Source organism: Mycobacterium montefiorense (assembly GCF_003112775.1).
In the GTDB taxonomy this organism is placed as follows: Bacteria; Actinomycetota; Actinomycetes; order Mycobacteriales; family Mycobacteriaceae; genus Mycobacterium; species Mycobacterium montefiorense.
In genome coordinates this window covers 103,128-115,201 of sequence record NZ_BFCH01000018.1, presented here as the reverse complement: position 1 = coordinate 115,201, position 12,074 = coordinate 103,128, and the positions used below count along the sequence as shown (strand labels likewise).

Sequence of the window (12,074 nt, the reverse complement as noted above, 5' to 3'; positions counted from 1 at the left end):
CTGTGTCGTCTCGGATTCCGCTAATCACACTCACGCCACATCGGCGTCGTCGGCATGCGCCGCGAAATACACAGACGACAAGCGCTCGGTAAGCAGCTTTCGTAACTGGCCGCGGCCACGATGCAGCCTCGACATCACCGTGCCCTGGGGAATTGATTCGAGCTCCGCTATATCTTTGTGAGGCAGTCCTTCGACGTACGCGTAGTACAGCGCCCGGCGCAGCTCGTCGGGTAGGGCCCGAAATGCTTCCCTGACATGCGTATCCGCGGAGGTCGCGATGACCTGGGACTCGACGGCATCTCGCGCATACGAGGCCGAGCGGTATCGGGCGTTCCATTCCCAGTCCGCCACATCGCCGGTCAGGCACTCGATGGGCCTGCGTTGCACACGACGGTAATCGTCGATCCAAATGTTCTGCATAATGCGGACAAACCATGCCTTGGTTCGTATTTGGGATTGCCTTGCGATAAATCCGCTGTAGGCCCGAAGCATCGTCTCCTGCACGAGATCGTCGGCATCAGCCGCGTTCTTGGTCAACTGCTTTGCGATGTGATTGAGCGTCGATAGCAGCGGGATTACCTCGCCCTCAAAACGCATTCGTAACTCTGCGTCACCGGCCGCCGATTCGGTGACCGGCGTGGCGGAAGAAGCTTCGCCGGCGAATCCATTGGAAATTGCCCCGATACGTGTGGTCACACTGTCTGAATTTATCCGCGCGGCGCGCGCGGAGGCCCACCGAAGTACGAGGGTATTAGTGCGGGGACATGGTGGGTTTATCACCACCGCAGTTTGAATCCGGTTGCCAAGCAGAGGTTTCGGCACGGCCGTGCAGCGGTGGCCCGCCGTTGATTCACTGGAACTATCGAAGACCGGAAAAGTGTGCTGCGTCACATCTTGCGGCCGTACGCGGCGGCTCGCCGCTTGCGTTCTGAAATGGGCAGGGGCACTTGGTGGCGTCGAGATTCTCTGTCTACCTTCCGGAAAGGGATCGCGGTGGTAGAAGTTGCGGGAAGTCTAAAGGGACGGGTGGCGTTGGTCACGGGCGCGGCGCGCGGGCAGGGCCGGGCGCACGCGATACGCCTGGCAGCCGAGGGAGCCGACGTCATCGCGATCGACGTGTGCGCTCCGGTCTCGGAGACCGTCACCTATCCGCCGGCGAGCCCCGACGAGCTGGCTGAGACCGCGCGAGCAGTCAACAGCACCGGCCGCGACGTGCTGGCCCGTGCAGTCGATATCCGCGACCTGGCCGCTTTGCAACAGGTCGTAGCCGACGGAGTCGCTCAGTTCGGCCGCCTCGACATCGTGGTGGCCAATGCCGGTGTGTTGAGTTGGAATCGGCTCTGGGAGATGTCCGAGGAACAATGGGACACCGTCATCGACGTCAACCTCAACGGCACCTGGCGGACCACCCGCGCAGCGGTGCCGGCAATGATCGCGGCGGGAAACGGCGGCTCGATCATCATTGTGAGTTCGTCGACGGGGATCAAAGCCACTCCGGGCAACGGTCACTACTCCGCTTCCAAACACGGCGTGGTAGGGCTGACCAACGCATTGGCGCTCGAAGTCGGCGAATACGGAATCCGGGTGAACTCCGTCCACCCCTACGCGGTGAAGACGCCGATGATCGGAATTGAAGGGATGTCGGACATTCTGGCCCGCTACCCGAGTTATCTGCACAGTCTGTCACCGATGCCCCTGCAACCCTCGGGCATCACCGACCCGGAGCGGCTCGGCTGTCTTGTGCCCGAGGAAATCTCCGACGTTGTGGCCTGGCTCGCCGGTAGCGGTTCGGCCGCGCTGTCGGGATGCCAGATCCCGGTCGATCGTGGCCATTTAAAGTACTAGGCGGGAAGCCCTACGGTGCAGGTGTTTTCACTACACACGCGTCGCTGTCGAATACGCGGGCGGACAAAGTCGTTCTAGCTCTCGGGAATATAGCTGTCTATGAGCACCGGCTACGCGGGTTCGCTCGGCGCTCACGAAGGGTTAGCGATGTTGTGCACCAACGGACGTACCGGCGCCAAGCGATTTGATGCATTTTGTCAGGCTGTCTCAGCGAACTATCTGCCCGTGGCGATGTCGATGGACGACGTCAAGGCATTCAACGGGGTCCTGCGTCCGGCCACCTTGGGTGCGGTGCAACTGGGACGGGTGCTTGTCGCCAACGACGTTACGGTCAGACGTACCGAGAAGTTGATCGACCGCGGCGCACCCGATTACGTCAAGGTCGGCGTGCAGCTAGCAGGCTCTTGTCTGGTATCTCAGGGCGACAGGGAGGCAGTGCTCAAGTCGGGCGACTATGTCGTCTATGACACCGCGCGCCCGTACGAGTTGATCACGCGCGGCCCGTTCCATATGCAGACCGTACAGTTTCGCCGCAACTTGCTGCGGCTGCCAGGACCACAACTGTCGCAGCTCACGGCCCAACCAATTAACGGCCACGCCGGCCTGGGACAGATGGTCTCATCTTTCGTCGTCGAGCTAGGAAAGAGCTCAACTGGCGAATTTGGCAGCTCCACAGCCTATCTCGCCGACGCCGTAGTCGACATGTTCGCCGCCTCGTTTGTCGAACAGTTGACCGACTCGACCGAATGGAGTATCTGCGCCGACAGAAAGAGTTTACTGCTGCGGGTCCGTGCGTTCATCGAGGGTAATCTCGATGAAAGCGGCCTGAACATTTCAACGATTGCTGCGGCACACAACATTTCGGTGCGCTATCTGCAAAAGCTATTCGAGCAGGAAGGTCAGACGGTATCGGGCTGGATCCGTGATCGGCGGATCGACCACTGTCGCAAGGATTTAACCAATCCGGCGCTCGCCGATCTGTCAGTACATTCAATCGCCGCCAACTGGGGACTCGACAACGCCTCCCACTTTTCACGACTATTCAGAGCGAAGTTCGGCGAAGCACCTCGCGACTACCGTAAGCGAATGTCTGAGAACCCCAAGGCCGAGGACCGGGGCGTCTCAACGCTGTTGCCGGAAGCAATCACCCAATGACTAACCGGCTTCTACCATTTCGCGCACGACAGGGACGACTTCCTCGGCGAAGCGAGAGAGCGTATCTGCGGATTCGACCCGATACAGAAGGTACATGCTGACTCCTTGCGTCAGGGACAGCTCCGCCAGCTCTTTGGCGATCTTGTTAGACCGCCCTTGCAAGAAGCCCTTATCTGACGCATCGAATTTCACCTCGATGTTGTAGCCGCGGCGGATCGAGTCACGCGCTCGGCCGGCCGACTCTGCGGCCGCATCGATGAGCTCGTTGCCGGCCGCGATGTCGGCGGGGCTGCACATGGGCGAACTGGAAATCCAGCCGTCCGCTAGCCGGCCGATGATCCCGAGCATGCGGGCGCGGTACCCGCCGACCCAGATACCGATGCTGCCCGAGGCGAGCGGGCTCGGCTCGGCTTCGTCAAGCCGGTAGTGATTGCCATCAAAGCTCACTCGCGCCGAAGGTGACCAGAGTTCGCGGATGATCTGAACAGCTTCCTCGAGTGCATCGACAGACTCGGCGGCACCTCGTCGCGGGCCTCCCTCTGCGACAATCAGATCCCAGAGCTGTTGGGCACCTGCGCCAATGCCCAAATCGAATCTGCCGTCGCTGATCCAATCGAGGGTGGCACCAACCCGCGCGAGAAAGGCGGGTGGGCGCAGCGGCAAGTTTGCGACGTTGCACAACAATCGGATTCGCGCGGTGCGCTGGGCAATCGCCGACAACAGAGTAAACGTGTCCAACCGATCGGGCCAATACGGATGATCCGGCAAGCTGACAACGTCAAGCCCACAGCTCTCGGCGCTGTCGGCGAGCCGCAGAACCTCTAGCGGTCGGCCGGACGGGGTCTCGAGCAAGGCGCCAAATAGCAACGGATGATTGTAAGTTGGCATGTTGAATCTCCCCTTGTCCTCAAAGTTCTGTGCTGCGCAGCGGCGTCGCCGTGCCGTACACACGCCTGGCATGTTGGGAATAGGAATCAGCAGCACAGCCGCGGACTGCCGGACGCGCGTCTGCGGGCATGTTGCCCAGCGCTCGCTCCACGACTCCGTAGTCGCCTTCATACATGAGCATTCCGAAAGCAAGCGGAAGCGTCGCAGGGTCGCCCCCGGCGGCGCCCTCTGCGACCATCGCGTCCCACTCGGCCGCGGAGATGTGCTGCTCCATGAAAGGGACCACCAGTTCCTCTTCGGCTGCCATGTGCTCGGCCAGCAATTCGGCGAAGCTTTCTGCAGCGCAGGCAGTTTCCCGTCCACACGCAGCGGCATCGTCGGCGACCCACTTCCGCATCGCCTCGATCAGCCATTCGAGGCGGACCGCCAATTCGTCGTGTTGATCCTCGATCAACCGCAGGTGCTTCTCGGCAGCCGCGCCTGCTCGCTTCTTCAGCAGCGGCCACACCAGGTGATCCTCAGAACCGTGATGGTGGTGCAATGCACCAGCGATCAAGTCGAAGTGGCCAGCGATGACTTTGGTCCGCTCAACGTTGCCTGCCTCGCGGATCAGTCTCGGGAGGTGGCCGAATTCGCGGTGAAACATCGTGTGAACACTCCATTTCGCGGCGGTCAAAGTACTGGACGTCTTGAGCCACTGGAACCTTCCTGACGTACGGCGACGAAACATGTGCTGGCGATGGACCGTCGGCTGACTGGCCGGTGTCTTAAACGAAGTCGTGGCCGTGTTGATTCGCTCCAGCGCAGTCCTGCGACCGCACCACGTGAACACGCGGCGCCGTGCGCGGCGTAACTTCGCTTCTATCGCCACAAACATCGCACTCATCGGTCCCGGTGCCGTCGGCACGACGGTTGCCGCGCTGCTGCACCAGGCCGGGCATTCGGTGCTGGTGTGCGGTCGCAGCGCCCGCGACAACATCGAACTGCGCCCCGACGGCCAGGAGCCGATCGTGGTGCCCGGGCCGGTGCACACCGACCCCGGCGAGATATCCGGCACCGTCGACCTCGTGATCCTGGCGGTCAAAGCCACCCAGAACGCCGGCGCGGCGACCTGGCTGTCCAAGCTGTGCGACGAGCACACCATCGTCACGGTGCTGCAGAACGGCGTCGAGCAGGTCGAGCAGGTCCAGCCGCTGTGCCCGTCGTCGCCCGTGGTCCCGGGCATCGTGTGGTACTCCGCCGAGACCCAGCCGGAAGGGTGGGTGCGACTGCGCGGTGAAGCCGCGCTGGTGCTGCCCAGCGGGCCGTCGGCTCAGACCGTTGTCGAACTGCTGCGCGGCGCCGGCTGCCGGGTCGACTGCGAGACCGACCTCATCACCGCGGGCTGGCGCAAGCTGCTCACCAACGCGCTGGCCGGGTTCACGGCGCTGTCGGGACGGCGTTCCGGGATGTTTCGCCGCGACGACGTCGCCGCGCTGTCCCGTCGCTATGTCGCCGAATGCCTTGCGGTCGCGCGGGCCGAGGGCGCCCGGCTGCCGGACAGCGTGGCCGACGAGCTGACCGACTTGTTCCGCCAGGCACCGGAAGACATGGGCACCTCGATACTGGCCGACCGGGAGTATCACCGGCCGATGGAATGGGACATCCGCAACGGGGTGATCATCCGTAAGGCCCGCGCACACAACCTGGCCACGCCGATCAGCGACGTGCTGGTGCCACTGCTGGCCGCGGCCAGCGACGGCCCGGGCTAGGTTTACTGCCATGCATCCTTGCGAGCGCGTCGACCTCGACTTCATCGACAACGCGCCATACCGGTTCCGCAACAGTGTCGACCTGGCCATCACGCCCGAGCAGGTCTTCGAAGTGCTTGCCGACGCCGAAGCCTGGCCGCGCTGGGCGTCGGTGATCACCAAGGTGACGTGGACCAGCCCCGAGCCGCGCGGGATCGGCACCACCCGCCTCGTCGAGATGCGAGGCGGCATCGTCGGCGACGAGGAGTACCTGGCCTGGGAACCGTTCACCCACATGGCATTCCGGTTCAACGAGTGCTCCACCAAAGCCGTCGCCGCCTTTGCCGAGGACTATCGCGTCGAGGTCATTCCCGGTGGCTGCCGGCTGACGTGGACCATGGCACAGAAACCTGCGGGGCCCGCTCGGCTGGCGATGGTCGTTACCGGGCCACTGCTGAACCTGGGGCTGCGCCGGTTTCTAGGCAACCTGCGCCGCTACACCGACAGCCGATTCGCTGCTACGCAACAGCGGTAGGTGTGTGCAAAGCTGAATCATGACCTTCAACGAGGGTATGCAGATCGACACCAGCACGGCGGCGTCGTCCGGCGGCGGTGGCGGCATGGGGTTGGCCTTCGGTGGTGGCGGCATCGGGCTGCTGATCCTGGTCGCGGCGTTGTTTTTCGGCGTCGATCCGGGGGCGTTGACGCAGCAGCAGCCGAACACCGGCGGCTATTCGGCTCCCGGTTTCGACCTGAGCCAGTGCAAGACCGGAGCCGATGCCAATAAGTACGTGCAGTGCCGCGTGGTCGCTACCGGAAACTCGGTGGACGCGGTGTGGCATCAGTTGATGCCGAATTACACCCGGCCGCATGTGCGCCTGTTCACCAGCTCGGTGAACACCGGCTGCGGACCCGCTACCACCGCGGTCGGACCGTTCTACTGCCCGGTGGATCAGACCGCATATTTCGACACCGACTTCTTCAAGGAGCTGGTCGATAAATTCGGTTCCAGCGGTGGGCCTTTCGCGCAGGAGTACGTGGTCGCCCATGAATACGGCCACCACGTCCAGCAATTGCAGGGCGTGCTGGGCCGCTCCCAGCAAGGCGCACAGGGCGCCGCCGGGAATGGGGTCCGCACCGAATTGCAGGCCGACTGCTACGCCGGCATCTGGGCGCACTACGCGTCGACGGTCAAACAGGAAAGCACTGGCGTCCCTTACCTACAGCCGTTGAGCGACAAGGACATTCAGGACGCGCTCTCGGCCGCCGCATCCGTCGGTGACGACCGGATCCAGAAGGAGGCGACCGGACGCGTCAACCCGGAGTCGTGGACACACGGATCAGCCGAGCAACGCCAAAAGTGGTTCACCGTCGGCTATCAGGCCGGTGACCCGCACCAGTGCGACACCTTCGCCTCAACGAATCTCGGTTAGACCCCGGCCAGTAGGCCTTGCAGCTCGGCGCGGCCCTGTTCATCGAGCGGCAGCAGCGGCGCCCGCGGGTCCCCGATCGGGAATCCAAGCAGGTCCAGACCGGCCTTCACGCTGGTGGGCAGGCCGATCGCGACGATGAACTCCAACAACGGCTTGAGGTCGTCGTACAGCAGCTGCGCCTTCTCCAGATCACCCGCGCGCACCGCGTCATACAGGTCGATGCACGGCCGCGGTCGCAGGTTCGGTGCGGCCGTGCACCATCCGGAGGCGCCCGCCTTCAGGGCCTCGAGCACCAGCGGATTGCTGCCGTTGTAGAACGGCAGTCGGCCACCGGACAGTTCGGTGATGCGCTGCATGCGAGTCAGGTCGCCGGTGGATTCCTTGACCATGGTGACGTTGTCGATGGTCTCGAACATCTTCACCAGCAATTCGGGCGGCATGTCCACGCCGCTGGTAGCCGGGTTGTTGTAGGCCATGATCGGGATGGAAATGGCGTCGCCGACGCTGCGGTAGTGCGCGACGATCTCACGCTCGGTGAGCTTCCAGTAGGACACCGGCAGGATCATCACCGCGTCGGCACCGGCCTGTTGGGCATACTCGGCACGCCGAATAGTCTTGGCAGTAGTCACATCTGACACGCCCGCGACGACCGGCACCCGGCCGGCGACAGCGGCGATCGTGGTGTCCAGCACGGTGTCGAACTCGGACTCTTCGAGATAGGCCAACTCACCGGTGCTGCCCAGCGGTGCGATCGCGTGCACCCCGGACGAAACGAGCCGGTCGACCAGCGCGGCCAGCCGGGCGGTGTCGATGCTGTCGGTCTCGGTGAAGGGAGTCACCGGATAGGCGATGATGCCGTGGATCTCGGACACAGGGCTCCTTAACTCGTCAGGGCGTCTTAGCTCGTCAGGGCGTCAGGGTGGCGCGCCAGTGCGCGGCGCGCGTAATAGGCGAAGTTGGCCTGGCTTCGCTTGGGTGTCAGCGTCCAGTCGTGCGCCTCGCGGGCCAACTGCTCGGGGAGTTCCTTGACCCTCCCGGCGGCCATGGCCGCCAGCTGCAGCTTGGCCGCCCGCTCGATCAGGATCCCCAGCGAGCAGGCCTCCTCGACACTGGCGGCGGCGATCACGTGGCCGTGATGCGCCAGCAGCACCGCCTTCTTGTCACCGAGCGCGGCGCTGATGATCTCGCCTTCCTCGTTGCCGACCGGTACACCCGGCCACTCGGCCAAAAACGCGCAGTCGCCGTAGAACGGGGTGGTGTCCATGTGGGACACCACCAGCGGGACCTCCAGCATCGACAACGCCGCCACGTGGAAGGCGTGCGTGTGCACGATGCATTGCACGTCGGGTCGGGCGCGGTAGATCCAGCTGTGAAAACGATTGGCGGGGTTGGCCATTCCGTCACCGTCGAGCACGGTGAGGTCCTCGTCGACCAGCAGCAGATTGTCCTCGGTGATCTCGTCGAACCCGAGGCCCAGCCGTTGGGTGTAGTACGTCCCCTCGGTTTCGGCCCGCGCGGTGATCTGTCCGGCCAGCCCGGAATCGTGCCCGGCGTCGAACAGTGCGCGGCAGGTCAGCGCCAGCTTCTGCCGCGTGGTCAGCTGCGAATCGGCCACGTTAGCGGCCAGCTGCTGCTCGGCGCGACGCATCAGGTCGGACTTCGAATCGCTGAACGTGGTTGCCATGACACTAAGGTAGCATCTAGGACACCTTGTGTCATTGGACCAGGAACGGAGGCACCGCCGGTGACAGCGCTACTGCGTGCCGTCCGCAGACAACGTGGCCTGACCCTCGAACAGCTCGCCGCACAGACCGGGCTGACCAAGAGCTACCTGTCCAAGATCGAACGGCGCCAGAGCACACCGTCGATCGCGGTGGCCCTGAAGCTCGCGCGGGCACTGCAGGTCGATGTCGGCCGGCTGTTCTCCGACGACGCGGCCGAGGAAAAGATCACCGTCGACCGTGCCGCCGGGGCGGACGGCCAACGCTACCGGGTGCTGGCGTCGGCGCTACTCGGAAAGTCCATGTCGCCGTTCGTCGTTCGGCCGACCGCAACCGCGGCCGACAATCCGCACGCGGAGCACACCGGACAGGAGTTCGTCTTCGTCCACGCGGGACGGATCGAACTCGACTACGGAGACCAGATCATCAAGCTCGATACCGGCGACAGCGCCTACTTCGACGCAGCGGTCAGCCACCAAATCCGCGCGATCGGCAGCGATCCGGCCGAGGTCGTCGTCGTCGCGCAGACCGAACCGCGATGACCGAACTGGTGTTCTCCTACGGCACGTTGCAGCTCCCGGCGGTCCAGCGGGCGACGTTCGGGCGCGAAGTCTGCGGCCGTCGCGACGCGATCGTCGGATACGACCTGGACTACGTCACCATCACCGACCCGCACGTGATCGCGACCAGCGGCAGCGAACGCCATCCGATCCTGCGTCCCACCGACCGGGCCGGCGCGCAGGTAGACGGGATGGTGTTCGAGATCAGCGGGACCGAGTTGGCTGCCGCCGACGAGTACGAAGTGGACGACTACCGCCGCATCGCGGTACCGCTGGCCTCCGGTCCCACCGCTTGGGTGTACGTCCTCGCGGGCTGACTATCGCCGGGCCGCGCAGGTGACAGTGGTGGTGGCGTCCTGCTGCACGACCACCTGACCGTCCACGGCGATCTCGCAGTGGAACGAGGCCGGGCCGTTGCCCGAATCCGGCCAGTGCAGCATGCCGCTGGCGGTGACGCTCGCCCACTGGTTCGGGTTCGCCAGCGTGACCGTGTAAACAACCGGCGCTCCGGCGCTGAGCGGGGCCTGCAGGTTGGTCATGAACTTCGACGGGTCCGCGCTTTAAGCGGCCTGGCTAGGCGGGTCGGCGTTCACGTACGAGACGGTGGCGGTCAGATTGTTGGCGCTCGACACGGTGTAGGTCACCTGGTGGCCATCCGCATGGCTGGTCGCGGGCGTGAACACCACCCCTGTGACTGTTGCCAGCATTACCGCTGAGACCGCGCTCGCCATTCTGTGCACGTTCTTCATATCGAAAACGCTACCGGATGCGTTACCCATGGCACTTCTGGCGGAAATCCCTAGTATGCATCTGTGCCCACAGCATTCGTGTTGTCCGGCGGCGCCAGCCTCGGTGCGGTCCATGTGGGGATGCTGCTCGGCCTGGCCGGCGTCGGGGAACGGCCCGATCTGATCGTCGGCACGTCGGTCGGTGCGGTCAATGGCGGGTGGATCGCGTCACGGCCCGACCTCCCCGGAATTCGCGGACTGGCAGAGCTCTGGATTTCGTTGTCGCGAAAGGAGATATTTCCGGCCCATCCGGTCGCCGGGGCGCTGGGCATGCTTGGCCGCCGGTCGCACCTGGTACCCAACACCGGTTTACGACGCGTGCTGACCGACAAATTGGAGTTCACCCGGCTCGAGGATGCACCGATCCCCCTGCATGTGGTGGCCACGGACGTGGTCTCGGGCGCCGATGTGCTGCTGTCGTCCGGCAACGCGGCCGACGCGATCGCCGCGAGCGCCGCGATCCCGGGCATATTCCCGCCGGTGCGAATCAACGGGCGGGATCTGATGGACGGCGGCATCGTGAACAACACTCCGATCTCCCATGCCGTCGCGCTCGGGGCCGACCGGGTCTGGGTATTGCCGACCGGCTACTCGTGCGATCTGCCGGCGTCGCCGACAACTGCGGTGAACATGGCGCTACACGCCATGACACTGGCCCTCAACCATCGCCTGGCCGCCGACATTGAACGCTTCGAGCAGGCAGTCGATCTACGCGTTGTCCATCCGTTATGCCCGATCGCCACCTCGGGAGCGGACTTCTCGCACGCCGCAACGCTTATCGAGCGATCACACGCGGCCACCCGCGAGTGGCTGGCGGCGCACCCGCCGACCACCGGCCAGGCCGCATTACTCGAGCCGCATACCCACTAGGTCGGGCTTCGCTCAGAACAGCGTGGGCTGGGCCGGCTCCGGGTCGAGGGCTCTGGGCGGTTGTGCGAACGCCCGCTGGTCTCCGGTGAGTCGGTGTTTGGCAATCAGCGGGGCCGCCCGTGCCCGCAGCATCTCGCGATAGTCCGGCGGCAAATACGCTCCGCGCCGGTACAACTCGCGGTAGTTCTCGACGAGCTCGGGATGCGAGCGGGCCAGCCAGGACATGAACCAGCCGCGGGTCGAACGTCGCAGATGCAGGCCGAACACGGTCACGCTGGTGGCGCCTGCAGCCGCGATCTGGCCGAGCAGCCCGTCGAGGTGCTCGGCGGAATCGGTGAGATGCGGCAGCACCGGTGCGACCATCACATGACAGTCCAGCCCGGCGTCGCGGATCGCGGCGATCAGACCCAGCCGCGCCTGCGGCGTCGGCGTACCCGGCTCGACATCCCGGTGTAGCTCGGCATCCCCGACCGCCAGCGACACCGCGACCGACACCGGAACCTGTTGGGCCGCAGCGGAAATCAACGGAAGGTCCCGTCGCAGCAAGGTGCCCTTGGTCAGAATGGACAGCGGAGTGCCGGCCTCGGTCAGCGCGCCTACGATGCCCGGCATCAGGGCGTAACGACCCTCGGCGCGCTGGTAGGGATCGGTGTTGGTGCCCAGCGCGACGGTTTCGCACCGCCACGACGCCCGGCGTAACTCGCGGCGTAAAACCTCCGCGACATTCGTCTTGACCACGACCTGGGTGTCGAAGTCGGTGCCGCAGTCGAAGTCCAGGTATTCGTGGGTGGGCCGCGCGAAACAATAGCGGCAGGCATGCGAGCAGCCCCGGTAGCCGTTGACGGTGTAGCGAAACGGCAGTGCGGCCGCGTCCGGAATCTTGTTGAGCGCCGATTTGCAGAGCACCTCGTGAAAGGTGATCCCCTCGAACTGCGGGGCGCGCACGCTTCGGACCAGGCCAATCCGCTGCAGCCCTGGAAGTGCTCCGTCGTCAACCGGTTCGCCGTTGACAGCGACGGCTTGGTTCGCCCACCGCATACCGCTATTCGAACAATTGTTCGATGCAATGTCAAGCGGGCCCCCT

Annotated in this window: 14 protein-coding genes and 1 pseudogene; 8 read left to right on the top strand and 7 right to left on the bottom strand. The window is 64.5% G+C overall.

What is annotated here, in order from left to right; all coding sequences use genetic code 11:
- Positions 1–30: 30 nt before the first annotated feature.
- Entirely contained in the window at positions 31–696 is a 666-nt protein-coding gene (locus DB708_RS13250; RefSeq protein ID WP_108922488.1) for a sigma-70 family RNA polymerase sigma factor, read from the bottom strand.
- A gap of 297 nt (positions 697–993) precedes the next feature.
- Here DB708_RS13250 and DB708_RS13245 point away from each other — a divergent pair, with 297 nt between their 5' ends.
- Positions 994–1,845: a mycofactocin-coupled SDR family oxidoreductase gene (locus tag DB708_RS13245; protein WP_235616755.1), complete on the top strand. Its 852-nt coding sequence runs from the start codon at positions 994–996 to the stop codon at positions 1,843–1,845.
- Between the two features lie 99 nt (positions 1,846–1,944).
- The gene (locus tag DB708_RS13240) at positions 1,945–3,000 is read left to right on the top strand and encodes an AraC-like ligand-binding domain-containing protein (RefSeq protein ID WP_235616754.1); all 1,056 of its coding nucleotides are present in this window, start codon (positions 1,945–1,947) and stop codon (positions 2,998–3,000) included.
- On the opposite strand, the gene DB708_RS13235 is transcribed toward DB708_RS13240, so the two are convergent.
- Both DB708_RS13235 and DB708_RS13230 read right to left on the bottom strand, forming a co-directional pair.
- Positions 3,001–3,984 carry an LLM class flavin-dependent oxidoreductase gene (locus tag DB708_RS13235; protein WP_201263514.1) on the bottom strand — a complete coding sequence of 328 codons (984 nt, stop codon included), beginning with the start codon at positions 3,982–3,984 and terminating at the stop codon, positions 3,001–3,003.
- The gene (locus DB708_RS13230; RefSeq protein WP_165839818.1) at positions 3,908–4,534 is read right to left on the bottom strand and encodes a hemerythrin domain-containing protein; all 627 of its coding nucleotides are present in this window, start codon (positions 4,532–4,534) and stop codon (positions 3,908–3,910) included. Before DB708_RS13230 ends, DB708_RS13235 begins: the two co-directional genes overlap by 77 nt.
- A 217-nt stretch (positions 4,535–4,751) precedes the next feature.
- On the opposite strand from DB708_RS13230, the gene DB708_RS13225 reads away from it, so the two are divergent.
- From DB708_RS13225 to ypfJ, 3 genes are read left to right on the top strand one after another with little or no spacing between them, the layout of a single operon-like run.
- Positions 4,752–5,639 (top strand): oxidoreductase, encoded by an 888-nt coding sequence (locus DB708_RS13225; RefSeq protein ID WP_201263544.1) that lies wholly within the window; start codon positions 4,752–4,754, stop codon positions 5,637–5,639.
- 10 nt (positions 5,640–5,649) lie between these two features.
- Positions 5,650–6,153 (top strand): SRPBCC family protein, encoded by a 504-nt coding sequence (locus DB708_RS13220; protein ID WP_108922485.1) that lies wholly within the window; start codon positions 5,650–5,652, stop codon positions 6,151–6,153.
- 19 nt (positions 6,154–6,172) lie between these two features.
- Entirely contained in the window at positions 6,173–7,051 is an 879-nt protein-coding gene (gene ypfJ / locus DB708_RS13215) for a KPN_02809 family neutral zinc metallopeptidase (protein WP_108922483.1), read from the top strand.
- Here the strand turns inward: ypfJ and DB708_RS13210 are convergent.
- Both DB708_RS13210 and DB708_RS13205 read right to left on the bottom strand, forming a co-directional pair.
- Positions 7,048–7,923 carry a dihydrodipicolinate synthase family protein gene (locus DB708_RS13210; RefSeq protein WP_108922482.1) on the bottom strand — a complete coding sequence of 292 codons (876 nt, stop codon included), beginning with the start codon at positions 7,921–7,923 and terminating at the stop codon, positions 7,048–7,050. The two genes, ypfJ and DB708_RS13210, sit on opposite strands and share 4 nt — an antisense overlap.
- A gap of 26 nt (positions 7,924–7,949) precedes the next feature.
- On the bottom strand, positions 7,950–8,735 hold the full coding sequence (locus tag DB708_RS13205) for an aldolase (RefSeq protein WP_108922480.1): 786 nt from the start codon (positions 8,733–8,735) through the stop codon (positions 7,950–7,952).
- A 60-nt stretch (positions 8,736–8,795) separates the two neighbouring features.
- Here DB708_RS13205 and DB708_RS13200 point away from each other — a divergent pair, with 60 nt between their 5' ends.
- Both DB708_RS13200 and DB708_RS13195 read left to right on the top strand, forming a co-directional pair.
- Positions 8,796–9,314 carry a helix-turn-helix domain-containing protein gene (locus DB708_RS13200; RefSeq protein WP_108922479.1) on the top strand — a complete coding sequence of 173 codons (519 nt, stop codon included), beginning with the start codon at positions 8,796–8,798 and terminating at the stop codon, positions 9,312–9,314.
- Positions 9,311–9,649 carry a gamma-glutamylcyclotransferase family protein gene (locus DB708_RS13195; RefSeq protein ID WP_108922477.1) on the top strand — a complete coding sequence of 113 codons (339 nt, stop codon included), beginning with the start codon at positions 9,311–9,313 and terminating at the stop codon, positions 9,647–9,649. The genes DB708_RS13200 and DB708_RS13195 overlap by 4 nt, the downstream gene beginning before the upstream one ends.
- Here the strand turns inward: DB708_RS13195 and DB708_RS13190 are convergent.
- A pseudogene (locus DB708_RS13190) lies at positions 9,650–10,081 on the bottom strand (hypothetical protein).
- A 63-nt stretch (positions 10,082–10,144) separates the two neighbouring features.
- On the opposite strand from DB708_RS13190, the gene DB708_RS13185 reads away from it, so the two are divergent.
- Positions 10,145–10,990: a patatin-like phospholipase family protein gene (locus tag DB708_RS13185; protein WP_108922475.1), complete on the top strand. Its 846-nt coding sequence runs from the start codon at positions 10,145–10,147 to the stop codon at positions 10,988–10,990.
- Positions 10,991–11,002: 12 nt separating this feature from the next.
- Here DB708_RS13185 and DB708_RS13180 read toward each other — a convergent pair whose 3' ends face one another.
- A complete protein-coding gene (locus DB708_RS13180) occupies positions 11,003–12,028 on the bottom strand; it encodes an Rv2578c family radical SAM protein (RefSeq protein WP_108922473.1) in 1,026 nt (341 codons plus the stop codon).
- Positions 12,029–12,074: the final 46 nt, after the last annotated feature.